Annotated in this window: 28 protein-coding genes and 4 tRNA genes; 9 read left to right on the plus strand and 23 right to left on the minus strand. The window is 55.2% G+C overall.

What is annotated here, in order from left to right:
• A complete protein-coding gene (locus LDN12_RS05515) occupies positions 1-948 on the minus strand; it encodes a CopD family protein (RefSeq protein ID WP_223921679.1) in 948 nt (315 codons plus the stop codon).
• Positions 949-1,216: 268 nt separating this feature from the next.
• Between LDN12_RS05515 and LDN12_RS05520 the strand changes: the two genes are divergently transcribed.
• Entirely contained in the window at positions 1,217-1,918 is a 702-nt protein-coding gene (locus LDN12_RS05520; RefSeq protein WP_223921680.1) for a GGDEF domain-containing protein, read from the plus strand.
• Positions 1,919-1,924: 6 nt separating this feature from the next.
• On the opposite strand, the gene LDN12_RS05525 is transcribed toward LDN12_RS05520, so the two are convergent.
• Positions 1,925-2,416, minus strand: a complete 492-nt coding sequence (locus tag LDN12_RS05525; protein ID WP_223921681.1) for a DUF4118 domain-containing protein — start codon at positions 2,414-2,416, stop codon at positions 1,925-1,927.
• Positions 2,417-2,541: 125 nt separating this feature from the next.
• Positions 2,542-2,862: an Hpt domain-containing protein gene (locus LDN12_RS05530; RefSeq protein ID WP_223921682.1), complete on the minus strand. Its 321-nt coding sequence runs from the start codon at positions 2,860-2,862 to the stop codon at positions 2,542-2,544.
• 173 nt (positions 2,863-3,035) lie between these two features.
• On the opposite strand from LDN12_RS05530, the gene LDN12_RS05535 reads away from it, so the two are divergent.
• The 6 genes from LDN12_RS05535 (at position 3,036) to ruvA (ending at position 7,689) form a co-directional block, all read left to right on the plus strand.
• A complete protein-coding gene (locus LDN12_RS05535; protein WP_223921683.1) occupies positions 3,036-4,283 on the plus strand; it encodes an NAD(P)/FAD-dependent oxidoreductase in 1,248 nt (415 codons plus the stop codon).
• A gap of 37 nt (positions 4,284-4,320) precedes the next feature.
• Positions 4,321-5,334: an AmmeMemoRadiSam system radical SAM enzyme gene (gene amrS, locus LDN12_RS05540; RefSeq protein WP_223921684.1), complete on the plus strand. Its 1,014-nt coding sequence runs from the start codon at positions 4,321-4,323 to the stop codon at positions 5,332-5,334.
• A 168-nt stretch (positions 5,335-5,502) separates the two neighbouring features.
• The gene (locus LDN12_RS05545) at positions 5,503-6,228 is read left to right on the plus strand and encodes a polyprenol monophosphomannose synthase (RefSeq protein ID WP_223921685.1); all 726 of its coding nucleotides are present in this window, start codon (positions 5,503-5,505) and stop codon (positions 6,226-6,228) included.
• Between the two features lie 7 nt (positions 6,229-6,235).
• Complete coding sequence (locus LDN12_RS05550) at positions 6,236-6,418, plus strand: hypothetical protein (protein ID WP_223921686.1); 183 nt, start codon at positions 6,236-6,238, stop codon at positions 6,416-6,418.
• 138 nt (positions 6,419-6,556) lie between these two features.
• Complete coding sequence (ruvC, locus tag LDN12_RS05555; RefSeq protein ID WP_223921687.1) at positions 6,557-7,093, plus strand: crossover junction endodeoxyribonuclease RuvC; 537 nt, start codon at positions 6,557-6,559, stop codon at positions 7,091-7,093.
• Positions 7,090-7,689, plus strand: a complete 600-nt coding sequence (gene ruvA, locus LDN12_RS05560; RefSeq protein WP_223921688.1) for a Holliday junction branch migration protein RuvA — start codon at positions 7,090-7,092, stop codon at positions 7,687-7,689. Before ruvC ends, ruvA begins: the two co-directional genes overlap by 4 nt.
• A gap of 19 nt (positions 7,690-7,708) precedes the next feature.
• On the opposite strand, the gene LDN12_RS05565 is transcribed toward ruvA, so the two are convergent.
• From LDN12_RS05565 to LDN12_RS05590, 6 genes are read right to left on the minus strand one after another with little or no spacing between them, the layout of a single operon-like run.
• Complete coding sequence (locus LDN12_RS05565) at positions 7,709-8,596, minus strand: YgcG family protein (RefSeq protein WP_223921689.1); 888 nt, start codon at positions 8,594-8,596, stop codon at positions 7,709-7,711.
• A gap of 25 nt (positions 8,597-8,621) precedes the next feature.
• Positions 8,622-9,206, minus strand: coding sequence for a LemA family protein (locus tag LDN12_RS05570; protein WP_223921690.1), 585 nt, complete (start codon positions 9,204-9,206; stop codon positions 8,622-8,624).
• 40 nt (positions 9,207-9,246) lie between these two features.
• Complete coding sequence (locus LDN12_RS05575) at positions 9,247-9,510, minus strand: SemiSWEET family sugar transporter (RefSeq protein WP_223921691.1); 264 nt, start codon at positions 9,508-9,510, stop codon at positions 9,247-9,249.
• Positions 9,507-10,250, minus strand: coding sequence for an RNA methyltransferase (locus LDN12_RS05580; protein ID WP_223921692.1), 744 nt, complete (start codon positions 10,248-10,250; stop codon positions 9,507-9,509). The genes LDN12_RS05575 and LDN12_RS05580 overlap by 4 nt, the downstream gene beginning before the upstream one ends.
• A complete protein-coding gene (locus LDN12_RS05585) occupies positions 10,247-10,882 on the minus strand; it encodes a DedA family protein (protein ID WP_223921693.1) in 636 nt (211 codons plus the stop codon). The genes LDN12_RS05580 and LDN12_RS05585 overlap by 4 nt, the downstream gene beginning before the upstream one ends.
• A 31-nt stretch (positions 10,883-10,913) precedes the next feature.
• Positions 10,914-11,873, minus strand: a complete 960-nt coding sequence (locus tag LDN12_RS05590) for a GTPase-activating protein (RefSeq protein ID WP_223921694.1) — start codon at positions 11,871-11,873, stop codon at positions 10,914-10,916.
• 275 nt (positions 11,874-12,148) lie between these two features.
• On the opposite strand from LDN12_RS05590, the gene LDN12_RS05595 reads away from it, so the two are divergent.
• Positions 12,149-14,011, plus strand: a complete 1,863-nt coding sequence (locus tag LDN12_RS05595) for a lipopolysaccharide assembly protein LapB (protein ID WP_223921695.1) — start codon at positions 12,149-12,151, stop codon at positions 14,009-14,011.
• Positions 14,012-14,170: 159 nt separating this feature from the next.
• Here LDN12_RS05595 and LDN12_RS05600 read toward each other — a convergent pair whose 3' ends face one another.
• Positions 14,171-14,563: a TonB C-terminal domain-containing protein gene (locus tag LDN12_RS05600; protein ID WP_223921696.1), complete on the minus strand. Its 393-nt coding sequence runs from the start codon at positions 14,561-14,563 to the stop codon at positions 14,171-14,173.
• Positions 14,564-15,018: 455 nt separating this feature from the next.
• On the opposite strand from LDN12_RS05600, the gene LDN12_RS05605 reads away from it, so the two are divergent.
• Positions 15,019-16,002 (plus strand): AMIN domain-containing protein, encoded by a 984-nt coding sequence (locus LDN12_RS05605; RefSeq protein WP_223921697.1) that lies wholly within the window; start codon positions 15,019-15,021, stop codon positions 16,000-16,002.
• A 53-nt stretch (positions 16,003-16,055) separates the two neighbouring features.
• Here the strand turns inward: LDN12_RS05605 and LDN12_RS05610 are convergent, their stop codons facing one another.
• The 13 genes from LDN12_RS05610 to LDN12_RS05670 form a co-directional block, all read right to left on the minus strand.
• Positions 16,056-16,523: a PaaI family thioesterase gene (locus LDN12_RS05610; protein ID WP_223921698.1), complete on the minus strand. Its 468-nt coding sequence runs from the start codon at positions 16,521-16,523 to the stop codon at positions 16,056-16,058.
• A 56-nt stretch (positions 16,524-16,579) separates the two neighbouring features.
• Positions 16,580-16,656 (minus strand) — tRNA-Asp (locus LDN12_RS05615).
• Between the two features lie 154 nt (positions 16,657-16,810).
• Positions 16,811-16,886: transfer RNA gene (locus tag LDN12_RS05620), tRNA-Val, on the minus strand.
• Between the two features lie 9 nt (positions 16,887-16,895).
• Positions 16,896-16,972 (minus strand) — tRNA-Asp (locus LDN12_RS05625).
• 29 nt (positions 16,973-17,001) lie between these two features.
• On the minus strand, positions 17,002-17,283 hold the full coding sequence (locus tag LDN12_RS05630) for an HU family DNA-binding protein (protein ID WP_149309799.1): 282 nt from the start codon (positions 17,281-17,283) through the stop codon (positions 17,002-17,004).
• Between the two features lie 216 nt (positions 17,284-17,499).
• Complete coding sequence (clpX, locus tag LDN12_RS05635; protein ID WP_223921699.1) at positions 17,500-18,756, minus strand: ATP-dependent Clp protease ATP-binding subunit ClpX; 1,257 nt, start codon at positions 18,754-18,756, stop codon at positions 17,500-17,502.
• Positions 18,753-19,352, minus strand: coding sequence for an ATP-dependent Clp endopeptidase proteolytic subunit ClpP (clpP, locus tag LDN12_RS05640; RefSeq protein WP_223921700.1), 600 nt, complete (start codon positions 19,350-19,352; stop codon positions 18,753-18,755). The genes clpX and clpP overlap by 4 nt, the downstream gene beginning before the upstream one ends.
• 9 nt (positions 19,353-19,361) lie before the next feature.
• Positions 19,362-20,678 (minus strand): trigger factor, encoded by a 1,317-nt coding sequence (gene tig / locus LDN12_RS05645; RefSeq protein ID WP_223921701.1) that lies wholly within the window; start codon positions 20,676-20,678, stop codon positions 19,362-19,364.
• A 63-nt stretch (positions 20,679-20,741) separates the two neighbouring features.
• Positions 20,742-20,826: transfer RNA gene (locus LDN12_RS05650), tRNA-Leu, on the minus strand.
• 96 nt (positions 20,827-20,922) lie between these two features.
• A complete protein-coding gene (locus tag LDN12_RS05655) occupies positions 20,923-21,267 on the minus strand; it encodes a stress response translation initiation inhibitor YciH (RefSeq protein ID WP_223921702.1) in 345 nt (114 codons plus the stop codon).
• Between the two features lie 30 nt (positions 21,268-21,297).
• Positions 21,298-21,744, minus strand: a complete 447-nt coding sequence (locus tag LDN12_RS05660; RefSeq protein ID WP_223921703.1) for a hypothetical protein — start codon at positions 21,742-21,744, stop codon at positions 21,298-21,300.
• 74 nt (positions 21,745-21,818) lie between these two features.
• Positions 21,819-22,640, minus strand: a complete 822-nt coding sequence (locus LDN12_RS05665; protein WP_223921704.1) for an NAD+ synthase — start codon at positions 22,638-22,640, stop codon at positions 21,819-21,821.
• Entirely contained in the window at positions 22,640-23,488 is an 849-nt protein-coding gene (locus tag LDN12_RS05670; protein ID WP_223921705.1) for a nitrilase-related carbon-nitrogen hydrolase, read from the minus strand. The genes LDN12_RS05665 and LDN12_RS05670 overlap by 1 nt, the downstream gene beginning before the upstream one ends.
• Positions 23,489-23,504 lie beyond the last annotated feature (16 nt).

Here is a 23,504-nt window from a genome sequence, read left to right on the forward strand (position 1 = left end):
TCACCACCAACGCCAGAGAGCAACGATCAGGGAGATCAAAAATACCATGGTAAGGTTTAGGTATGCCATGAAGAAGAAGATGCGTTCGTGGCGCGGTCGCTTCACCGCGCTCGGTACGCGGGCAATGGTCCCGACGCGTGGGAGGCGCAACACCCGATCCTCGCCATGGGGGGCCTGAGCGAGAAAAGCGGTCAGGTCCTGGCCGGCGGGGTGGCGTCCGATGTGCTTGCCGTCTCTCCAGAGCACACTGGCGCTGGCGTCGTACACTGTACCGTTATGGGCGAAGTAGGCCGGCTTCCCTGCGGAGCCGTCGAAAAAAGCCAATTCCTCGGCCGTGAAAGTCGATGCGCCGGGTGGGGCGAGGGGAGGGGAGGGCGACGCTTTCGTCCGCAAACGGGGACCGATCACGAACACCGCCACCAGGGCGGAGATAACCATTATGGTGAACAGACCGACCTTGACCAGCAGCAGGATACCGAAACGGGTCTGGAAGAGTACCTCGCTGGAGGTAATCCGGTAGTGGGCCAGAATTGCACCGGTCAGGGCAAGGGCAGCCATTGAGGCCAGCCCGACCCTCACCTCGCCGCGGGGTAACCCTTGTGAGGCGTAGGCAGGCTTGAGCACCAGATGAACGTAGAGGATCGTACCGAACCAGAGCATGGCCATCAGCAGATGGATGTAGCCGCTTGCCAGTCGCATGATGCGGGAGAAGGCGCCAGGGGCAATGTGGCCGGGAACTGCTTCGGCGGCCTTTGGGGTAGCGTCCGAAAATGTATGGTGCACCTCAAAACGCTTGCCTTCCGGAGTTAGCTCGCCGCCTCCGTTCCTGCTCAGGTGGCAGTAACCACATTCCTTTCCGGTCTTCAGCGCATATTCTTCGAGGGCGCTGGCTGATGTGTTGAAAAATAGGATTGCAAGAATAGATACTATGAGAGCATTCGCTTTCATGCAGTTCTCCAGCATCAGTTAATCCTTCGCGGGCTCGCAGGCATGTCGTATGACTCGTTTAACCTGAGTTAGTTATTACGTTATTTCCTCATCCGGCGCAAGTTTTCAGACGCACCTGCCGAATGATCGGGGACTGGCTGGCTGTGCATATTCTGTCTGCGATGATACGTGACAAAAGCTATATAATCGGATAAACTACAAAAATTATAACCCCTGCCGAGAAGTCCCGGCGGCGATCTGTGCAGTATTTACCTGTGGAGGGCGGACCATGGCCTTAGACGGAAAAACGCCGGGATCGGCATTGTCTGACGACATCAGTCAGTTTGAACACATCATCGCCGACGGCAACCCTCTGTACCCGAAGTTCAAGTTGTTGCTGGAGAACTATAAAAAACTCGCCCATCGGACGGAGAGCCTGACTCGCGAGAATGAATCGATCTCCACGCAGCTTGTGGAGCTAAACCGCTCACTTGACCTGGCCACCAGGGTAGACACCATGACCGGCTTGGCAAATCGTTGCCACATCAAAGAAAAAATTGAGCAGGAGTACAGTCGAGCACAGCGTCATAATCGCACATTTTCTATTATCCTGGCCGACATCGACGGTTTTGAGATGATCAATGAGGCCTATGGCTACAATGCAGGTGACGACGTTCTTGTGGAGATATCACGCGTTTTCAGGGGGTGCGTCCGCCAGGAGGACGTCTGCGCCCGTTGGGGGGGCGAAGAGTTTCTCATCCTCCTTCCCGAAACGACGATTGAAGGCGCCTTGGCGGTGGCTCAAAAGATTCACGAATCGGTTGCAATGACCGAATTCAAGGCTCATAAGCCGGGTATCCGTACCACCATCAGTATCGGACTCAGCGAGTACAATCCGGGGCAGGCACTATTCGAGTGTATCAGTAAAGCCGACCATGCATTACGCCAGGCCAAAAAAACCGGGAAGAACCGTTACATCGCCGAGCCCTAGCATCCCTCAGTCCTCTTCTGCGCCGCCCGGCGCTCCCTTCTGCCCGGACGGGGCAGGACGATTTTTTTCCCGAACGGTTTCCCGTAGTTTGCCAAGCTCGTGGAGTGCCTCTTCCAACTTGTGATTGAGGAGCACTTCATTGATCAGCATCTGCCTGATTTTGCTGATGGTCAGCGCCGTGGTAAGGAATGAAATCAGACGCATGAACATTTCCCAATAAATGAAATAGGCATGGGAGTAGGGATGGTTGGTATACTGGTCCGAGATATACCAGCATATGGCCGAGGCAACGGCCATGAGGAGGCCGGGGCGTTTGCCGGCGAACCAGGCTGAAACGGAAACCGGGATGAAGTAGAAGATGAAAAAGCCAAACTCGTAACCGGTGACGTAGTCGAGCCATCCGATGAGTAACAGTAAAAAGAAGCTGCCGGCGTAGACTGCCCGACCTCTGGCGGGCGAGGCGGATAAAATGGCCGTGAGGGTATGGTTACAGCGCATGGAGGGGCTCCATGATCAAAAAGAGATGAAGCGCAGCATACCAACTCATTTGCAAAAAAAATAGCGCGTGTTACAAAAAAGAGAAGAAAGTGTGCATTGACAGTATAGGAGTTTCGGCAAGCAACTTAGGAAAGCTCAGCGATTACCTCATGCAGTTTGGCAGCTATTGTGGGGAGAAGCGCACGGATAATACCTGTATCTCCTTGATTTCCCGCCAGTTCCGCCTGGCGGGCGAGTTCGCTTAGCTCGCTTGCACCGATATTTGCTGATGACGATTTGAGGGAGTGGGCATGGCGGATTGCCACGACAATCTGACCGGCATCAACAGCGTCCCGAAGTTTACGGACGAGTTCCGGTCCATCATTCCTGAAGATGGTACATATTTCCTCAAAAAGTTCCTGATCATTATCTATTCGTTCTAAAACCGCGTGTTTGTCAACTGCCATAGAGGGGCCTCCGCCGGCACCGAAAAACAACCTGGATTCTTTAGCTTGTTTGTTTCGAAATTATATAACATAAAAAAAATGATGACAAATTTTGAATGTGTTCGCAACAAAACCATGGCTGGTCTTTGGCAAGGCCTCAATGCATATTTCATGACGTGGGGGATAGGAGTACTATGAAGCGGGTCGTGATTGCAGGTATGGGATTCGGCGGTTTGAGTGCCGCCAAGGCCCTTGCGGGAAGTGGGTTGGAGGTTGTGATGGTGGATCGCCATAACTACCATCTTTTTCAGCCGCTCCTCTATCAGGTGGCAACGGCCGGGCTGGAGCAGGAGTCGATTGCCTACCCGATCCGCGCTCTGGCCCGGCGCTGGAGAAACACCCTTTTCAGGCTTGGTGAGGTGACGGGCGTTGATTTTAAAGCTAAAAGGCTTCTGCTCGAGGATGGAGACATCTCCTATGACTACCTGATCCTGGCCGCCGGGAGCCGCACCAACTTTTTCGGCAGGGACGATATAGAACGTCACGCCTTCGACCTCAAACGTCTCGACCAAGCCGAGGACCTGCGTAATCATGTGCTGCTCGCCTTTGAAGAGGCCACACGGGAACGCGATCAGGAGAGGCGCAGGGCACTTTTGACCTTTGTCATCGTTGGGGGCGGGCCGACCGGTGTTGAGTTCGCCGGTGCCCTGCGCGAACTGGTTGCCCATGTGCTCTCGCGGGATTATCCCGAGGTGCGGCCGGAGGAGACCCGCATTATCCTGTTGGAAGCGGCCTCGTCCCTCTTGTCCGCCATGCCGCCCCGGCTTCAGGGGTACGCACTCGACAGGCTGCGTTCCATGGGGGTCGAAGTTATGCTGGAAGCCCGGGTAAGCGGTGCGGATGCCGAGCATGTCTATCTCGACGGTGGGGAGACCATCCCCACCCATACCCTGTTCTGGTCGGCAGGCGTGGCAGCCGTCGAGCTGGCGGGAAAACTTGGAGTCGCCCAGGCAGGCTCGGGAAGGGTTGTGGTGGCCCCGGATTTGAGCATTGAAGGTCTTCGGGAGGTTTTCGTCATCGGCGACATGGCCTGCCGGGAACAGGACGGTGCTCCACTGCCCATGTTGGCGCCGGTGGCCAGCCAAGAGGGCCGGTATGTCGCGCGGGCCATCCTTGCCCGCGAGCAAGGCGGAAAGTTGCCGGCTTTCCGGTATCGGGACAAGGGAACCATGGCTACCATCGGCAGGAATTCGGCGGTGGCTACCACCCACGGCTTGCATTTTTCGGGCTACCCGGCCTGGTTGGTCTGGCTGATATTGCATTTATACTACCTGATCGGATTCCGCAACCGTCTGCTGGTGCTGATGAACTGGGCTTACTATTATTGGTTTCATGAACGCCAGGTCAGGTTGATAACCGCTTCCGCCCGGCGGTCTTCCTAACGGGAGGACTTTTCGGGTCCTGCATGGGAGGTGTGTCATGCGCGAGGCTTTGTTCTACGAAAAGCTGCCCCACGACGTGGTCAGATGCGAACTGTGCCGCCACCGTTGCCGGATTGCTCCTGGGATGCGCGGCATCTGCCGTGTCAGGGAAAACCGGACCGGCCAACTCATGTCGCTGGTGTACGGCAGGATCGTGGCCGAACATGTCGATCCTGTCGAGAAGAAGCCGCTTTTCCACGTGTTGCCAGGTACGGAGAGTTACTCCATCGCCACGGTGGGGTGCAACTTCCGCTGCCGCCATTGTCAGAATCATACCATTGCCCAGTATGAACCGAGGGCTGCCGCGGAGATCCCCGGTCATCCCACAACACCTCAACAGATCGTCGAACGGGCTCTCGAGAGCGGTTGCCGCTCCATTTCATACACTTATACCGAGCCGACCATCTTCTGCGAGTACGCACTTGATTGCGCCCGTTTGGCTTCGGCAGCCGGCCTGAAGAATATCTTTGTTACCAACGGCTACATCACTCCCCGGGCTCTGGACGCCGTTGCCCCCTTTCTGGATGCGGCGAATATCGACCTGAAAGGTTTTTCCGACGACTTTTACCAACGGGTTGTCGGGGCACAACTGGGGGAAGTGTTGGAGTGCATTCGCGATTACCACCGGCGCGGGATCTGGATAGAGATCACGACCCTGGTAATCCCAGGTGAGAACGACTCCGATGATCAACTGAACGGAATTGCCCGCTTTATTGCCGACGAGTTGGGGTGTGATGTGCCGTGGCATATCTCGCGTTTCTTCCCGCAGTACCGGATGACGGATCGGGAACCAACGCCATCGGCAAGCCTGACGCGGGCCGTCGAAGCTGGGCGGCGGGCCGGGCTACACTTTCTCTACGTGGGAAACCAGGTGGGAGGCCGCGAAAACACGGATTGTCCGGCATGCGGTGCCATGGTTATCAGTCGTGGAGGATTCCAAATATTTGATAACAGGCTTGTGGGGAAGGTTTGCCCCCAGTGTGGCGCGGGACTTGCTGGAATATTCTGTTGATCTGATGATTGCCGGGAAACGTATGAGGAAAACCGGCGAAGAGGGCTCTTTTGCCCCTGGTTGCCGTCGTGGTGATCTACCTTGACTTTTACGCCGGTCATGCCGTACATTCATTCGCTACGAAGCGCGCTGGCGACACTCATCTCATGGACCTGGAGAATTCGGAGCTTGAAAGCTATCGTCGTCATCCCTACCTACAACGAACGCGACAATATTGTCCGCCTTTCCAGAGAAATCCTCGCCCAGCACCCCGACTTGCAAATATTGTTTGTAGATGACAACTCGCCTGACGGAACCGGAAAGCTGGCCGACGAACTGGCCGCTGAAAGCGAACGGATCAGTGTAATCCATCGCTCCGGCAAACTCGGCCTGGGCTCAGCCTATCGTGCCGGCTTCAAAGCCGCCCTTGCCAGGGGAGCCGATTACCTGATTGAGATGGACGCTGATTTTTCCCATTCTCCGACAGTGCTTCCGGTTTTTCTCGAAGCCATACAAAACGCCGATCTGGTCGTCGGGTCGCGCTATCTCAATGGTGTCAGCGTCGTCAACTGGCCCATTCGCCGCCTGATGCTCAGTTACTTCGCCAGCGTCTATACCCGTCTGGTGACCGGCCTGCGGGTTAAAGACTGCACGAGCGGGTTCAAATGTTTTCGCCGTTCCGTGATCGAGGCCTTTGACCTGGATAGTGTCAAATCGGACGGTTACTCGTTTCAGATTGAAATGAACTATCATTGCATGGAAAAGGGTTTCAGGATCGTTGAGGTACCGATCATCTTTATCGACCGGCATGCCGGCACCTCAAAGATGTCCGGCAAGATCGTCAGGGAGGCGGTCACGATGGTATGGAAACTCCGCTTTGGGACGCTCTTCAGACGCCTGATCGGGAAAGGATAATGCCATAATGAACGAAGTGTGGTCTATTGTTACCATCGTCGGGTTTGCCGGATGGCTGTCGGCGACCCTGCTTTTTCTTTTTAAATCGTTCCCCGAACGGGGACGTTTCGAAAGGCGGCCCGCCATGGTGTGGGGGGGCGTCCTTGTCGTATTTTATGCCGTGTGGATCGCCGGGTTGCTGAATGCCTGATACCAATTCCAAGTCAAGGCACTATCTGCGCTGGCTCGTCTCCGGACCCTCACCGCGTCGCCTGTACGCCTTTGTCGCCGCACGCCTCGTCGTCTTGATTTCATTATTGATGTTGAATTGGTTTGAAGCGGTGCGGTCATGAGAGTGCTTGGCATCGACCCCGGTTCACGTATCACCGGTTACGGTATTGTGGAGCAGCAGGGCAATCGTCTCGTTCACGTCGATAACGGCGCTATCTTCACCGACAGCGCCGCTGATTTCCCCGGCCGCCTGAAGAAAATCTTCGACGGCCTATGTTCCGTTATCGCCGAATATCGGCCCGAGGAGGTGGCGGTGGAAAATATCTTTTTTTCGACCAATGTGCAGAGCGCCCTAAAGTTGGGCCAGGCACGGGGCGCAGCCATCGTGGCTGCGGTGCATGCTTGCCTACCGGTGGCCGAATATACGGCGCTACAGGTTAAACAGGCCGTGGTGGGACAGGGAAGAGCCGAAAAAGGGCAGGTGCAGAAGATGCTCAAGGCCCTTCTGGGGTTGCCCGAAATCGCCCAGGCCGACGCTTCCGATGCCTTGGCGGTGGCGGTCTGTCATATCAACTCCTCTGCCTTGAAACAGGTGACAGGGAGCGCTAAACCGTTATCACGGAAACCCAACTCCTGGAGGGACATGAAGCTATGATCGCGCTGCTGACCGGAGTTGTTGCCTACAAATCACCCGATCACATCATCCTTGACGTGCACGGGGTCGGATACCGGGTATTGATCCCCTTTTCCACCTACTACGAACTGCCCGAAGAGGGGGGCGCCGCCTCGCTCCATATCCATACCAGCGTGCGAGAGGACGCCATCCAGTTGTACGGTTTTCGCACCCGCCTGGAAAAATCCTTTTTCCAACTGCTGATCTCGGTTTCGGGCATCGGTCCCAAGATGGCTCGCGACATCCTCTCCAACATCCAGCCCGGCCCACTTGCCCAGGCCCTTGTCCAAGGGGATGTCCACAAGCTCTCCGCGATTCCGGGCATCGGCAAGAAAACTGCTGAACGTCTGGCCCTGGAGTTGAAGGACAAGGCCGGCAAACTGGATCTCGCTTCCGCCCCAGCCTTTGAGGCGCGGGAGATACCGGCGGAGGACGTCATGGATGATGTCGTATCGGCACTGCTCAACCTAGGGTACAAGGAACCGCAGGTGCGCAAGGCCCTGGGGGGGCTTGACGCTGCAGGCGGCGCCACGGTTGAGGAGTTGCTCAAACAGGCTCTGAAGATATTGATGAAGTAGTGGCAATGACCGGATTGGATCAGTAATCGTCAGACGATCCGCCGCCATCGAAACCGCCACCCCCGCCGGAAAAGCCATCGCCGCCGGATGAGCCGCCACCACCGCCATAAAAACCGCCTCCGCCCCAGCCGCCTCCATAAAAACCGCCACCTCCCCCACCTCCTCCGAACATGCCGGAAAACAGCAGGCTGAGCAGAAAACCTCCCACCAGTCCGGCGCCGGCTAATAGCAACAACATGGTGAGGCTTAGGCCGGGAAAAGTCAGAAACGCGGCCAAGGGCAGCCCGATAGCCCCGGCCAGGCCACTCAGGTAGCGGGAAAACGCGCCGAGCAGAACCACGACAACAGCAATCAACAGGAGGAGGACCGGAAGCGGAGACGCCCCCTTTTTATGTGCCTGTTTGTGCCTCTCTTGTGGAGCGGCCTGGAATTCTCCCTTGGTGGCGGAGATGATGGCGTCGACTCCGGCGGTGACGCCCTGGTCAAAGTTATCGGATTTGAGGTAGGGGCGCATGACGTCTCGGATGATATGGCTGGCGGTTATGTCCGGCAGCACCCCCTGGAGCCCCATGCCGACCTCTATGCGCACCTTGCGTTCGGCCTGGGCCAGGACCAGCAGCACGCCGTTGTCCTTACCTTTCTGCCCGAGCTTCCACTGCTCAGCCACATGGATGGAGAATTGGTCAATATCGTCCCCTTGAAGCGAGGGAACGGTTAGCACGGCTATCTGGGTGGATGAGTCATGCTCGAAGGAGGCCAGTTTTTGTTCCAGTTGCTGCGCGGCTTCGGGCGACAACATCCGGGCATAGTCGTTCACCCGTCCGTGGAGCTGCGGCACGTCGAGGGCCTGCAACGGAAGCGGCAGAAGGACCAGAAACGCCAGTATGAAGATGTTTGGTAACTTCATGGTAACGCCCCCGCTGCCGCTCGTGTCAGAACTTGATCTTGGGTGCTGTTTTCGCCCCTTCTTCTGCCTTGAACGCCTCTTTGCGGTTTAAGTGCAACAGCAGTGAATTTGTGAGCGAATTGGGAAAGGTACGGATGCTGGTGTTGAATACCTGCACGCTCGCGTTGTAGCGCTCACGGGCCACGTTGATACGATTCTCGGTCCCTTCGAGTTGCTTCTGCAAGTCCATGAAATTCTGGTTGGCCTTCAAATCCGGGTATTTCTCCACCACAACCATCAGACGAGAAAGGGCACCGGAGAGTTCACCCTGGGCCTGCTGAAACCTGTTTAGGCTCTCGGGATTGTTGAGGACATCCTTGCTGACCTGCATGGAGCCGACCTTGGCGCGGGCCTCAGTGACCGCTTTGAGCGTATCGGCCTCATGCTTGGCATATCCTTTTACCACCTCCACCAGGTTGGGAATCAGGTCGGCCCGACGCTGATAGGATGATTCCACGTTGCCCCAGGCGGCGACGACCGCCTCTTCATTAGCCTGCATGGTGTTGTAGCCACAGCCAGACAGCGAGGCCAGCAGTAGTAAAATGGGTAGTTTCGCGATGATTCTTTTCATGATTGTTCCTCCATTGGTACGGGTTAAAATTTAGGGCCACTCACGCCGTGTCGTTCCGATAGTAAAGTTTCAGCCCGGTAAGCAGGGCGTTGCATACAAGCGGTACGATATTGGCCAAAATCAACGGCAGATTGTGGATAAGCATACCGTATATCATCCAGAGAGCAACACCTATGGAGAGCAGCAGCGGTTGCCAGACGGAGATGTCCCGTGCATGACGGGTACGCAGGGTCTTTGCGACCTGGGGAATGGCTGCTATGCTGGTCAGCAAGCCGGCAATCAGTCCGAGATGCGTCGGGTTCACGGCCGCTTCCTTCCGTCAAAATCGCTGCTGGCCCAGTCGATCTGAGAGATTGCGCCCCGCAGAATGGAAACTTCGCGGCTGTCCAGCTCAGCCCGGAAAAATATCCGCCGTATCGAGCGCATGATATGCTCCGGGTTTTGCTCGTTGAGAAAGCCGATCTTCAGCAGACATGAACTCAACTGGCTAAAAAACGGTTCCATCTCCTCCGATGTCGCCAACGGAGTGTTCCTGCCGCCGCCGGGGGGGGTACCCGCCTTGCCCAACTCGTAACAGAATACCAGGACTGCCTGGGCCAGATTGAGGGAGCCGTATTCATCTGCCGAAGGGATGGTGGCATGCCAGCGGCAGAGCGACAGCTCTTCGGTGGTCAACCCGCTGTCCTCCCGCCCGAAGACGACTGCCGCCCTGCAACCGGGGCCTGCCTGTTCCCTGAGATTGGCGGCGACCTCAACCGGCGAGAGGATCTCCTGACGGTATTTTCCGTGACGGCGGGTAGTGCCGATGGTCAGGGCACAGTCTGCCAAGGCGGAGGCCAGATCGGGGAACTGCTCCGCCTGCTCCAGCAGGTTTTTGGCCGCAACGGCGAATTTGAGGGACTCGGGGTGGAACCGGTCGCACCCTTTGACCAGCCGTAGTCGGGAGAGTCCCATATTCTTCATGGCGCGGCACACCATGCCGATGTTGCCGGGAGACTGCGGTTCCACCAATACGATGGCGATGTTGTCCAAGATGGATTTCATGGGTTGGTCTTCCTTGCGTTTCGCAGGGCACGCATCCTGGCAAGTCTTTGCCGGGCCGGCCCTTTCAGTTTAAAGGCGTGATAGGCGTGGAAACACCAAGCCATCATGATGAATCCCACCAGTATCAGCATCAGATACTGTTCGTATTTACCCACATCATCCAGTACCAGGGCAGCGCTTTTGCCGAACAGGTAGCCGGCCAACGAGAATACGACCGCCCAGGAAAGGGCGCTCAGCAGATTGATCCAGAAGAATTTCCGGGGTGCCAGGCTCGTAATGCCAAGAATGATGGGAAGCACAATGCGGAATCCGTAGGTGTAGCGAGAGATGAATGCTACGAACGATCCGTATTTTTCGATCAGGTGAAGCGCTTCGCGGAATTTGCGGGCAATTGAGTGAAAGCGCCGCAGCAGGCTTTTACCCTTGAAGCGGCCGAGGTAGAAGTAGCACTGATCACCGAGGAAGGAACCGGCCCATGAGGTGAAAATCACGCCTGTCACGTTCAGATACCCCTGGAAAGCCAGGAAGCCCGCCATGATCAGGATTGCCTCTCCTTCGAGAAAGGTGCCGACAAACAGAACCCAATAACCATGGAGTTGGAGGTAGTCCTTGAGTAATTGCTGGAAGTGCACTATCTGCTCCCGTCAGCACGCGCTCCACTGGTTATACTGCCAGCCGCCCCGCTATTTCCGATCTCATCAGTTCGATCATCTCTTCGATACGGGCATTGCCGTCGATGCTTCTCGCTTCGTTTTCAAACTGTTTGATGAATGTCACGGCTTTTTCGTCATCGTAAAGGATTCTGGCGCCGCCGGCCTTTTGGAGGCATTTTTCAACTGTAATGCGCCCCTCTTTGGAGAGGTATGCCGCGGCAATTTCCATGAGGTCTTCTACTAGTCCCTGTAACTTTCCATCATCCAATAAGGTCGTGGCAATCTTTTGTGGATCAGGTACTTCCTTGGGGCGTGGGATCGTTTGCCGGGCCTGTGCCGCTTCCCAGAGTTTATCGAGATTGACCAAGTGTAGAAGGCTGCAGCGCATCAGTTCTTCCATCGGCTTGGTGGAACGGACCTCCATAAGCGCTCCGGGGAGTACTGCTATCTTGCGGGACTCTTCGGGAGACACCTCGATGGTTTTGGCGTTGTCGTGGTAATAGCCTATCGGCTGGCCGTCCTTATAGAAGATTATGGCGGAGCGGTCAGGGGTATAAAAACGGATGACGCCATTCAGCCCCTGGTTTCTGAGTTGGGCGAGGGTTTCCTTGATATCGGTACGGCGGACCTCGCTACTGCTCAACTGTTTGGTACCGAGGATCAACGCATGGGCGCACACGGCCAAGTCGGCCGTCATACGATAGATGTTGATTTCACCGTTGGAAGAGAGGACTTTGTCGAACAACAGTGAGAAGGCTTCCACGCCGGTTTTCTCTCGTCCTTTTTCACAGGCGCTGATAGAGATCAAGACCCCTTTAATAAAGATGCAATTGGCCTCGAAATCAGCATCGCCATAACTGAGATAGCCGGAAAATCCACCTTTGGCCAACTTGTTCAGCACCTCGGGGGGGACGAGCTTGTGAGCGGGTATCTTTTCATAGAGCGGGTTTGCTTTCGGTAATAACGACATGTTCTGTCTCCTGAATATTCTCGAATATTCAGATGAAAACGGCGGCTGACCACCATTACAATCACTATGTATAAAGTATTTTAGCCTACTGTATTTCTCAGGTCATGTCAAAATGTTATTGACCGGGACAACGCGGCAAAAAGGAGCGAACAGAAGGCTGGCGTCACGACTTTAATATGCTTGACATGTCATGGTCGTTTGATTAACTATTTGCGCATGTTTACAAATGATTTCCGTCTCATTCAGGTCGGATGAGCCGAAAGGAATTTTATACGGTGAGCTCCAAAAAGGACAAACTGATAGAAGAAGCCCAAAAGCACATCCAGCGCGGCCAGTTGGACAAAGCCGTCAAGATCTATGTACAAGTGCTGTCTCTTGAGCCTTCCGCCATCAACCTGCGCCAGAAGCTGGCCGAACTTCTGGTCAAGGCCGGGCAGTCCGATGGTGCTCGAACCGAGTATGAGGCCATCGGAAAACATTACGCCTCAAGTGGTTTCTACCTGAAGGCAATCGCTGTGTATAAACAGGTGCAAAAGCTCTTCCCCGGTGATATTGCCATTACCCTGACATTGGCCGGCCTGAACGAAAAACATGGCTTGGTCGGCAACGCCCTGGCCGAATACAAGTTGGCATACGATTATTACGAGCGGGAATCCAACGGGTCGGAATCGCTCAAGATACTCGAAAAGATGCAGGCTGTTGACCAGCAGAATGCCAACATCAAACTCAAGTTGGCCGAGGCGTATTTCAATGCCGGCAAGAAGGATGAGTCCTATGCATTATTCAGGCAACTTGCCCTGCTCTTACAGGAACGTGGTGAAACTGGACCTTTTGCTCATCTGAATGCACGCATTCAGCAACTTTTTCCTGAAAAAACAGGATTTGTCATCGAAGTGTTGGCCAAGCAGTTGGAAGAAGGGAATGCCGCCAAGGCGGTTAGCGGACTCCAGGCGTTGTTGCGAAACGACCCTAAGAATAAGAATATATGGGAGCTGATCATTCGGGCGTACCGCCATCTTGGGCAACACCAGCAGCTTAGGGCGGTGTATGAACATTTTCTGCGCTATTTCCCGGATGACGTTTCGGCCAAGACCGGCTTGATAGCGTGCCATGCCGATCAGAAGGACATCAAGGGGGCATTGGCCCTGCTCGACCAGTACGAGCAGGATGTTGTCTCTTCCGGTGCATCCGGTGAGCTTGTGGCCATATACCGGAACCTTGCCGAATTTGATCCAATAAACCTGCGCATCCTCGAAGGGTACAAAAAGGCCTGTGAAGCAGTCGACATGATGGACGAGGTCTCTCAACTGGAGTCCAAAATTCAGACGTTGAAAAAGCTTTCGTCGGGAACTGATGCCCTTCCGGCTCCAGACAGATCTCCTGCTGGGACGGGCGATCTCTTTGAGGGAGCCGGACTGGCCCCCTCGTTGTCAGCATTGACGGATGGCGTTTCAGGCATGGATGCCGGTGTCTACATGCCGGAGAACGGTGAATCACCGGTTGCGGAGGAGGACGCCGCTGATGGTGTTGGCACCGAAAACGCTGTTGAAACGTTTCCGGATTACGGCGAAATCGAAATAGAGGTTGACATCGACGATTTTCCGTTTGAGGGCTCCCCGGCCGGTGAGAAGGAGAACGGTAGTTCCGATGGGTGGCCTGACACGTTCGAAGATGTTGCGGACCTGATCTCCAGTTCTCCGCGTAGCGTCAAGTTCGGTTGTAGTCTCGACAGTTCCGATGCCCAGTCTCACTATGACCTGGGGGTTGCTTTCAGGGAGATGGGGTTGTACGACGAGGCCATCAACGAGTTTCGCCAAGCGGCCAGTGACCCGGCCCGCCGAGTGGAGTGCCTTGTGTTGCAAGCTGCCTGTCTGCGTGAACGGGGCGAGCTGGATGCCGCAGAAAAAATCCTGAATGCCTTGGCGGAACCGGAGCAGAGCGTTGAGGATGCCTGCCTCGTGAAGTACGAGCTGGCATTGGTCTTGGAAGCCCAAGGACAAAATGAGAGGGTTGCCGAGTTGATGGCGGAGATCGATTCGGTGAATGCTGAGTTTCGCGACGTCCATGAACGCCTCAAGAATGCCGGCGGTTCCCTTGAATTCTCCGATGAGGAATTGCAGGACTTTGAACTGAAGTGACCGAACCGTGACCGGACGGGACACGGTTCGGTTGCTGGAAGCTATTGCTGAGAACCCTCCGCGGTACTCGCAATCGCGACTAACAGTTTGTTATGTCTTAGCGGCTTCGTTCCGGACGTCTGGCCTCCGGTCTTCCCCGTGATGTTTATCAATTGCCTTCTAGTTTTTGAAACGGAAAAGGAAGGATGGGGCCTTTATCCTGAGAGGAGCAATGAAGGTTTTCTGATCGAAGTTGGCCGGTAGGGGGGGGAAGGGTGCCACCGCTTTGATAGCATCCATGAGGACCTGATCGGCTTCCCGCGATCCCGTTCCCTGATATATCCTTTGTGAGACGATGGAGCCATCAAGCCCCAGGTACAATTCGATGATTCCATCCCGGCGGATTGGTTCTTTCAGCCCTTCGGCCCGTTTCCACCACTCACGGTTGATCTTCTCCACCAGTTCGAAATAATATCCGCGGATGTCCTCCCGAAGCGAACGGCCTTCCGCCAAGCTGCTGACATAGCCATAGGTCATGCCGAACCCCAATGGGGTGGCCATCAGTTTTTTCATCCCCTCGGAACTATTTTCCTGGGTTGACACTTGTGCGGCAGGAGAGGGCTGTAAAGAATTTTCGTCCGGTGAAGCATCGGATGGGGATTCAGTTTCAGGCGGCGCGGGAGCAAGCAAGGGGCTCGCCGGTTTTGGTGGGCTGATTATTGGAGTAAGTGGAACGCTTTCGACCAGTATACCGCTTATAACCGGTGCGCGCCGGGTCGCACTCCCGGCCGCGATGATAAAGACAATCGCCAGCAAGTGCAGCATGAGCGAGATTACCAATGCGTAACCCATCCAGCGTTTGCGGGGGGGGGAGCCTATTTCCGGCGATAGAGTGTCGGGCATCTGAGAATGCATCATAGTGTGATAGGGAATGGATACGGTTCTGAAAAGTATTGAATCTAAAGTCACCCTATCATATCCGTAGCGCCGAGGGAAGGTGTTACTAATTTTCGGAAGGAGGGGGGAGCATGAAACGTACGCTTGTCATCACCCTGTTCATGATGATCATCGCCTTGCCCGTGGTTCCTGTCTTTGCGGCTGAACTTCTGGATGTCAAGCCGGTGGTTGCGGGGAACGATCTGATTGTGGAGATACTTGCCGACATCCCCATGACTTACACCTATTACAAGGTACCGGGGCAGGCGCGGGCGGTTGTGGATATTGCCGATGCCGACCCGGAGAAAGTTGAGCCGTTGATCGTCGTCAACAAGGGTGTTGTTTCCAGTATTAGTGTGGATAAGGCCCAGATAGCAGGGATGGTGGTCAGTCGGGTGATATTCAATCTCGTATCGGATGCGGATATTTCTGCCACGGCTTCGGCTGATCGAAAGAAATTGAGTGTGACCTTTGTCGGTGGCAAGCCGGCTATCGACGGTTTGGGAAAGCCGGCAGTTCCTCTTGCGGGATCCGTTTCGGCACCGATATCGCCCTCTGACGGCGTTTCTGCTGCGGCGATACCGGCGGCGATAACAAAAAATGAAACTGATCCATTAGGACTGGATGAACCTTCAACCGCAACCACGATGAGCGACCCGGCAGCACATGTCGTAGACGTGCCGGCACCCTCAACCGCACTGCCGAAGATCGTACCTGCTCCCACCGCTTCCGTGAAGCTGGAACCGGTGGTGCCTGCCAGCGCTCCACATCGCAAACACACGGTGATTAGGGCAATAAAGGTAGGAACATCGTATGTTGACATCGAAGCAAACGATCGTTTGGAGGTTTTTGAACAGATGAAACTGACCCAGCCGAATCGCCTGGTCATTGACGTGTCCGGTGCGACGAGCCCATTGAACACGAAGGACATCGCGGTCCGCCGGTTCGGTCTCAAGCAGGTGAGAATCGGTCGTTACTCCGACCATATCCGTATTGTTTTTGATGCCGGTAGTTCGCCGTTCCCGAATTATAAGATCAATCCGACGGCCAAGGGCCTGAGGGTCAGTTTTAAATAGCGGCCAAGCATGACCAACTGAAAGAATTGTTTTTCAAGAGGTGACGCGTTGGGCTAGTTACGGAGCGCAGAGGCGTCGTGACGTCTTTTGACGCGAAAACGGGCCTGGAAGCTGGCGGCCGTAATACCGTCCTCGTCCACGATGGCCACCGTTCCGGTAATATCCCTTTCACTTTTCTCGGTCACCTCGGCAATTCCACGTATTGTTCCCCACCGTACCGGGCTTTTGAAGAACATGGTCATTTCGATAGTTGCAAATTGAGTCCCTTCGGGAAGCAGCGTCTTGATGGCAATGGCGAGCGCCGTATCTGCCAGCGAGGTTATGGCGCCGCCGTGCATGAGTCCTGCACCCTGGCAATGGGCCACACGGAACGGCATGGAGAGCACTGCTTTGCCTTCTGAAGCCTCGTCAATGGTCATCCCGAGATACGATTCAAATGGTGCCAAGGTTATCCAATCCGGCAGGTGAAAGGGGAGGGGAGCGTCTTTGACCATGGGTAGCGAGTAGTGAGGTTCGTGCATGGGATTGGGCCCTTGCATACAGAAAAGAGTACCCGGATACGGATACTCTTTTTAAATGGCGGGGTTGACGGGGCTCGAACCCGCGACTTCCAGCGTGACAGGCTGGCACTCTAACCGACTGAGCTACAACCCCAATAAAACGACTATTGGATGAAACAAGGAGGGTCAAAAACAGGAACCCATCTTATAACAATCCGCCGTTTCTTTGTCAATAAAAAATGGTAGCGGGACGAAAAGTTACACAATAAAAAAGGACTTAAGCCAATCAGCTTTAAGTCCTTTTTAATTGGTGGGCGAAACAGGGATCGAACCTGTGACATCCAGCTTGTAAGGCTGGCGCTCTCCCAGCTGAGCTATTCGCCCTAATCTTTATGGCGGGGTTGACGGGGCTCGAACCCGCGACTTCCAGCGTGACAGGCTGGCACTCTAACCGACTGAGCTACAACCCCGTAGTCTTCGGCGTACTACGCGTACGGAATTACTTCTTGCTGTTGACGGCTTCCTTGAGGGTTTTGCCGGGCTTGAACTTGGGCACGACAGCAGCCGGGATGTTGATCTTCTTGCCGGTCTGGGGATTCTGACCCTTGCGGGCGGCTCTTTTGGCGGTGGAGAAGGTGCCAAAACCGACCAAGCTCAGTTTGTCACCTTTTTTGAGGGCACCGGTTACGGTGGTGATGAAAGCAGCAACGGCTTTTTCAGCTTCAACCTTTTTCAGCCCAGCTTTCTCAGCTACTGCGCTAATCAGTTCAGATTTTGTCACGTTACACCTCCTATTTTGTTATAGAGAATACAAAGCGAGTCAGTGTTTATCAGATTCCCAAGAAGACTGTCAAGAGAATTTTCGCGCAAACTGCCCTATTTAAGGGGCATTAGAGCACCTTTTGCGGCGCAAAGTACGATAAAATAACGTTTTCAAGAATTACTTTGTTGTTAACTATATGTAATTAAAGGTGTTTTGTCTTGAAAGCCCGGCACCTTACGCTGCATCATTAACCTGTTGTTCGTAGACGACGATCGGTTTCTCCTTGCGATAGATGACATCCTCGCTGATGACCACTTCTTTGACGTTCTGTTGCGAGGGAACCTCGTACATGATATCCAGCATGGAGTTTTCAAGGATAGAGCGCAAGCCACGGGCGCCGGTGTTTCTCTTGAGCGCCTCCTTGGCGATTGCTACCAGGGAGCCGTCGGTGAAACGGAGGCGAACATTTTCAAGGTCGAAGAGCTTTTGGTATTGTTTTACCAAGGCGTTCTTGGGCTCCTTCAGGATCTGCACCATGGCGTCCTCATCAAGTTCGGTGAGGGGCGCCAACACAGGAAGCCTACCGATGAATTCGGGAATATAGCCGAATTTAAGGAGGTCTTCCGGGGTCACGTTGTTTAGCAGTTCGCCGAGTTTCTTCTCTTCGCGTTTTTTGACGTCGGCACCGAAACCAAGGCTTTTCATGCCGATACGCTGCTGGATAACGCTCTCCAGTCCGGCAAAGGCGCCACCACAGACAAAAAGGATATTGGTGGTGTCAACCTTCATGAATTCCTGCTGAGGGTGCTTACGGCCTCCCTTGGGAGGGATGCTGGCCACCGTCCCCTCGATGATCTTGAGCAGGGCCTGCTGCACCCCTTCACCCGATACGTCGCGAGTGATGGAGGGGGAGTCGGTCTTGCGGGCGATCTTGTCGATCTCGTCGATGTAGACGATGCCCTTCTGGGCGCGCTCCACATCGTAGTCAGCCGCCTGGAGCAGGCTCAGGATGATGTTTTCCACGTCCTCGCCAACATAGCCGGCTTCGGTCAGGTTGGTTGCGTCGGCCATGGCAAAGGGAACTTTCAGGATTCGGGCGAGGGTTTGGGCTAAGAGAGTTTTGCCCGAACCGGTGGGGCCCAAGAGGAGTATGTTGCTCTTTTGCATTTCCACATCGCCCGGTTTGGTCCCCGACTCGATGCGCTTGTAGTGATTGTACACCGCAACCGAGAGTACTTTTTTCGCCTTGTCCTGGCCGATGACGTACTCGTCAAGAATCTCCTTGATCTCGCGGGGTTTGGGGAGCTTCTTCATATCCGGCCCCAGCGTCTCTTCCATCTTCATCTCTTCGGCAATGATGTCGTTGCAGAGTTCGATGCATTCGTCGCAGATATACACCGCCGGCCCTGCAATCAGCTTCTTGACTTCTTCCTGGCTCTTTCCGCAGAAGGAGCAGGTGAGGTTTTCCTGATTGGTGTCGCGTCGGCTCATGCTGCACCTCCCTGATCAGGCTTTCTTACGAACGTGGAATCAACCAGGCCGTACTCCCTGGCCTCGTCGGCGGACATGAAAAAATCGCGTTCGGTATCGGCTTCCACCTTCTCGAACGGTTGACCCGTCATCTCCGCCAGGAGTCCGTTCAACTCGTCCTTCATGCGCAGTATTTCCTTGGCATGGATGTTGATATCGGTTGCCTGTCCTTGGAATCCTCCCAACGGTTGATGGATCATGATCCGTGAGTGGGTGAGGCTATATCTTTTTCCCTTCTCTCCCGCAGCCAAAAGGACAGCGCCCATGGATGCCGCCTGGCCCACGCAGATCGTGGAAACCGGGGCCTTGATGTAGCGCATGGTATCGAAGATCGCCATGCCGGCTGTCACCACGCCACCGGGAGAGTTGATATAGAGGTGGATGTCCTTGTCCGGGTCTTCAGCCTCCAGAAAAAGCAACTGGGCAATTACCAGGTTGGCCACATGGTCGTCGATGCTTCCGCCCAGAAAGATAATCCGTTCCTTGAGGAGGCGTGAGTAAATGTCGTACGAGCGCTCGCCGCGGCCGCTTTGTTCAACCACTATAGGGATATACATTGTTTCTCCTTACGCCTCGGCTGGCTTTAACTCGGAGGCGTCAACTTCGGTGATTACAGCACTGCTCAGCAGGAAGTCGATGGCCTTGTCTTCCTTGATCTCGGCGATGAGCGAACTCTTGAAATTACGGTTCGTCTCATAATATTCCTTGACGCGGTTGAGCATGTCCGGATTTCCGGCAGCGATTAACTCATAACGTTTTGCCAAGTCCTCATCGGCAATCGTGATATTCTCTTTCGTCACCAGGGCCATGAGGAGCATCCCCCCCCGAACCTTGTCGGCTGCGGCGTCACGGAAACGCTCGCGGAAACCGTTGTCGTCCAGGCCCATCATCTCGATGGACATGTGCTGGCCCTGCAAACGGTTCTTGAGGTTTTCCAGCATGGCGTCCAGTTGGCGTTTGACTAGGGCATCGGGAACTTCAAGGGGATTCTTGTCGATCAGTGCCTGGACTATGCGATCCTTGAGCTCGCCCTGAATGCGGTCGGTCTCATGTTTTTCACGGAATTCGGTCATTTTGGCCCGCAACTGTTCCATAGACTCGTAGTCACCGAACTGCCGGGCAAATTCATCGTCGAGTTCGGGCAACTCCTTGCACTTGCCTTCTTTTACGGTGACATGAAAGACTCCCTCTTTGCCGACAGCTTCGGCAAGGCGGTAGCCGACGGGCAGGGTGACGGGGATGTCCTTTGTCTCGCCAAACTTCATGCCGATCAACCCTTCCTCGAAACCGGGAAGGAGCCGGTTTGCGCCTACCTCGATCTGAGCATCCTCGGCAATGCTGGTTTCATTGGGGAAGCCATCCACCGAAAAGGTGTAGTCGACAGTAACGATATTGCCGTTCTCAACGGAGGCATCTTCTTTCATGGGCACGAGTTGGGCCATGTTCTCCTGCATCCGCTTGATTTCGGCCTCGATGCTGTCCGGGTTGGGGACGTAGATCTCCTTTTTGACCTCCAGCCCGGTATACTCGTCGAGAAGTATTTCCGGCAGGACCTCCACCAGGGCGCTGAACTTGAAAGGCTCCCCTTGCTGGAGGATGTCGCTTTCGACGGTTGGGGAATCCACCGGCTCTATCTTGTGCTCACCCAGCGCCTTGAAAAGTGTCTGCTGGTAGATGCTGCGCATGACCTCGTCGCGCATGGTATCGCTGTAGGTACGCTTGATGAGCTGCATGGGGGCCTTGCCGGGACGGAACCCCTGGAGTTTGGCCTTTTTCTGGATGCCCGCATAAACCTTCTCGATCTCTGCATTGACCTGCTCGGCCGGGACCTCAATGTTGACTCGTTTTTTAACCGGGCTTATTTCTTCGACATGAACCTGCATTTCGGATAACCTCTCCTGGTTGAAATTTGTTTTCTCCCGAAAGTTCGGGACACGGCCGCTTTTTGGTGCGAGAGAGGAGACTTGAACTCCTATACCTTTCGGTGCCAGATCCTAAGTCTGGTGCGTCTGCCAATTCCGCCACTCTCGCCCGAATGTTGAGCGCCCGCTTTTTTGCTCCATTAAATTGAACGAATATCAAAAAATATTTGAAAAAAACACTGCGGTCAAGGAATTAATTGAAATATCACCCTCCTGCCAGTTTGACCCGGTATCCGCGCAACTCCAATTCCTTGAGCAGGGTGTCACGATGATCCCCCTGAATCTCGATAACCCCCTCCTTGACTGTTCCTCCGCTGCCGCAGCGTTTTTTCAATGTCCCTGCCAGTTCCTTCAATGCCTCGCCTTTGAGTGGTATGCCGGTGATGACGATGACGGTCCCGCCGCCCCGCCCTTTGACCTCACGGCGCAGACGAACCGTCCCGTCGGAGGGCTGCTTCGCCGGCCGTACATCCTGCCGTTTGCTGGTGCCGTGACCTACGCGGCCCGTTTCACTGGAGTAGACTAGGGTCGTTTCCTCACTCCGTTTCATGCTCTTGCCGGTCCCTCCAGAAAATAACGATCATCGCGCCGACACCTCGGTCCTGAAGCTTTGCATCCACTTGAGGCTGTCTTCGGCATCCTCATGGGCGATGTAACGGTAGGTGAAAAGCAAAGTGGTACCCGGTATGGCCGCCACCGGCAGTTTCACGCTGAAGGGGGCAATCTCGCCCTCTTTCAACTGCCGCGGGATGACGAAACTCACCGAGCGGGCCAGCGTTTTGCCTTTGGTGTCGAGAGCTGAAACCCAGATTTCCACGCCATCCATCTCGGCATAGCGCACATTTTTCGCAACCCCTGCGATGAAGGTTTCAGAGCCGGTTACGGTGATATCCCATGCCATCTGGAGGTCGAATTGGGAGTAATGAAAGGGGAGGCTGTCCAACTGCTCCCGGTAGACACCCCGGTCTGAGACGCACCCGCTTGTCACGGCCATTATAAGTACCAGAAAGAAAAAAAGTTTCACCATGGTGGGCACCTCCTGTTATCCCTATTGTACCAGAAGCCGCCGATAAAACACCAACTCTGTTCAATTTGGCGCTGTTACTTGCCCCAATCGCGGGAGTACCTGAAATCCCGGTCAATGGTACGGTTGGATACCTTGGCAATCACCGGCAAGCGCCGTTTGAAGTGGGAATTCTGCACTTTTTTGTAGATGGTGTCGATGAACTCAGGAGCAAACCCCGCGACGATCAACTCCTCCCTGGTCAGGCGCAGGTCTACCATGCGGTAGAGCAACTCGTCCACCTGACGGTAGGAAAAACCCAGTTCCTCCTCGTCGGTCTGGCCTGCCCACAGGTCAGCGGAGGGCTTCTTCTCGATCACCGCGCTCGGCACGCCCATGGCCTCGGACAATTGCCAGATTTGGGTCTTGTACAGATCGCCGATGGGGTTGAGGGCGCTGGCCATGTCGCCGAAGAGGGTCCCGTAGCCGAGCAGCAGCTCGGTTTTGTTGCTGGTTCCCAGCACCAGGGCGGAATAGCGCGCCGAGTGGTCGAAGAGGATGGTCATCCGTTCACGAGCCATTTTGTTGCCACGCCGCATGTTGTCCGCATCCGGGAACATCCCGAAATAGGCGTCCACCATGGGGGTGATCGGCACCAGCGAGAAACTCACGCCGCATGCCTGGGCCACCAGCCGGGCATGGGCTTCGCTCTCCGGGTTGCTGCTTTTATAAGGCATGCAGACGGCGTGCACATTCTCGGCTCCCAACGCCTCGGCGGCGATGAACGCAACCAAGGCCGAGTCGATCCCCCCCGACAGCCCCAGCACGGCCTTTCTGACCCCCACCTTATGCACTTCGTCCCGCACGAAGCCGACCAGGATCGTGCGTAACAGTTCCGTGTTGGCTACCAGACCCGCCATTACAGTCTCCTTTCCCGTTCGATGCGTCTGAGTTCCTGCATGGTAACGAACAGGTTCTCGTCGCGCAGCATGGGAGAGAAAATTCGCTCCCGCCGCAGGGCTCCTTCCTCAACCTGGGCGCTGACGCTGCCCTCCTCCAGTAGTTTGGCCCGCACGATGGATTCGCCCGACGGGGCGATATATTCCGAGCCGCCCCAGAAGTTGACGCCGTCTTCGTAGCCCACCCGGTTGCAGTACAGCACCCGGCAGTTGAGGAATAGCGCTGTGGTGGAAGTCAGTTTCTGCCAAGCCATGGCCGAACCGAGTGATTCCCCCTCTACGCCGCGTCCAGGGCTGCTGGAGAGACAGAGCAGCGTAGCGGCCCCATCCATGGCCAGAATGTAGGAGCTTGAAAGGTGCCACATATCCTCACAGATCAGGATGCCCAAACGGCCGAATTTGCTGTCAAATGCGCGGAAACGCTCGCCCCGGGCCAGGTAGCGCTGCTCGTCGAACAGGCCGTAAGTGGGGAGGTAGACCTTGCGGTGGAGGTGTTTGATCGCCCCGTCTTCCAGATAGATGGCCGAGTTGAAGAAACGGTAGTCGTCAGTCACTTCCACGAAACCCACGGCGATGGAGATGTCGCGGGAGAGTTCAACCAACCGGGCGATCTCGGGTGAATCAAGCCGCCGGGCCACATCGGGCACCAGGTCTTTGAGAAAATAGCCGGTCAGGGCCAGTTCGGGGAAGATAATCAGGTCGGCTTCGGCAGCTTTAGCCTGTTCGATACGCTCTTTGATGAGTGCTAGGTTATCGGCGACGCAGCCGAGCTTGGGTTTGATCTGGGCCAGAACGGCCTTGAAATTCATGTGGGTCTCCTTCTTT

The organism is Geobacter sp. AOG2 (genome assembly GCF_019972295.1).
Taxonomy (GTDB): Bacteria; Desulfobacterota; Desulfuromonadia; order Geobacterales; family Pseudopelobacteraceae; genus Oryzomonas.

What these genes read in the sequence shown, in the direction of transcription:
- clpP (WP_223921700.1), bottom strand. Translation starts at nt 19,352, where the DNA reads ATGTATATCCCTATAGTGGTTGAACAAAGCGGCCGCGGCGAGCGCTCG.
- LDN12_RS05660 (WP_223921703.1), bottom strand. Translation starts at nt 21,744, where the DNA reads ATGGTGAAACTTTTTTTCTTTCTGGTACTTATAATGGCCGTGACAAGC.
- LDN12_RS05590 (WP_223921694.1), bottom strand. Translation starts at nt 11,873, where the DNA reads ATGTCGTTATTACCGAAAGCAAACCCGCTCTATGAAAAGATACCCGCT.
- LDN12_RS05535 (WP_223921683.1), top strand. Translation starts at nt 3,036, where the DNA reads ATGAAGCGGGTCGTGATTGCAGGTATGGGATTCGGCGGTTTGAGTGCC.
- clpX (WP_223921699.1), bottom strand. Translation starts at nt 18,756, where the DNA reads ATGAGCCGACGCGACACCAATCAGGAAAACCTCACCTGCTCCTTCTGC.
- LDN12_RS05520 (WP_223921680.1), top strand. Translation starts at nt 1,217, where the DNA reads ATGGCCTTAGACGGAAAAACGCCGGGATCGGCATTGTCTGACGACATC.
- ruvC (WP_223921687.1), top strand. Translation starts at nt 6,557, where the DNA reads ATGAGAGTGCTTGGCATCGACCCCGGTTCACGTATCACCGGTTACGGT.
- ruvA (WP_223921688.1), top strand. Translation starts at nt 7,090, where the DNA reads ATGATCGCGCTGCTGACCGGAGTTGTTGCCTACAAATCACCCGATCAC.
- LDN12_RS05600 (WP_223921696.1), bottom strand. Translation starts at nt 14,563, where the DNA reads ATGAAAAAACTGATGGCCACCCCATTGGGGTTCGGCATGACCTATGGC.
- LDN12_RS05605 (WP_223921697.1), top strand. Translation starts at nt 15,019, where the DNA reads ATGAAACGTACGCTTGTCATCACCCTGTTCATGATGATCATCGCCTTG.
- LDN12_RS05665 (WP_223921704.1), bottom strand. Translation starts at nt 22,640, where the DNA reads ATGGCGGGTCTGGTAGCCAACACGGAACTGTTACGCACGATCCTGGTC.
- LDN12_RS05565 (WP_223921689.1), bottom strand. Translation starts at nt 8,596, where the DNA reads ATGAAGTTACCAAACATCTTCATACTGGCGTTTCTGGTCCTTCTGCCG.
- tig (WP_223921701.1), bottom strand. Translation starts at nt 20,678, where the DNA reads ATGCAGGTTCATGTCGAAGAAATAAGCCCGGTTAAAAAACGAGTCAAC.
- LDN12_RS05515 (WP_223921679.1), bottom strand. Translation starts at nt 948, where the DNA reads ATGAAAGCGAATGCTCTCATAGTATCTATTCTTGCAATCCTATTTTTC.
- LDN12_RS05530 (WP_223921682.1), bottom strand. Translation starts at nt 2,862, where the DNA reads ATGGCAGTTGACAAACACGCGGTTTTAGAACGAATAGATAATGATCAG.
- LDN12_RS05570 (WP_223921690.1), bottom strand. Translation starts at nt 9,206, where the DNA reads ATGAAAAGAATCATCGCGAAACTACCCATTTTACTACTGCTGGCCTCG.
- LDN12_RS05670 (WP_223921705.1), bottom strand. Translation starts at nt 23,488, where the DNA reads ATGAATTTCAAGGCCGTTCTGGCCCAGATCAAACCCAAGCTCGGCTGC.
- LDN12_RS05550 (WP_223921686.1), top strand. Translation starts at nt 6,236, where the DNA reads ATGAACGAAGTGTGGTCTATTGTTACCATCGTCGGGTTTGCCGGATGG.
- LDN12_RS05525 (WP_223921681.1), bottom strand. Translation starts at nt 2,416, where the DNA reads ATGCGCTGTAACCATACCCTCACGGCCATTTTATCCGCCTCGCCCGCC.
- LDN12_RS05580 (WP_223921692.1), bottom strand. Translation starts at nt 10,250, where the DNA reads ATGAAATCCATCTTGGACAACATCGCCATCGTATTGGTGGAACCGCAG.
- LDN12_RS05655 (WP_223921702.1), bottom strand. Translation starts at nt 21,267, where the DNA reads ATGAAACGGAGTGAGGAAACGACCCTAGTCTACTCCAGTGAAACGGGC.
- amrS (WP_223921684.1), top strand. Translation starts at nt 4,321, where the DNA reads ATGCGCGAGGCTTTGTTCTACGAAAAGCTGCCCCACGACGTGGTCAGA.
- LDN12_RS05610 (WP_223921698.1), bottom strand. Translation starts at nt 16,523, where the DNA reads ATGCACGAACCTCACTACTCGCTACCCATGGTCAAAGACGCTCCCCTC.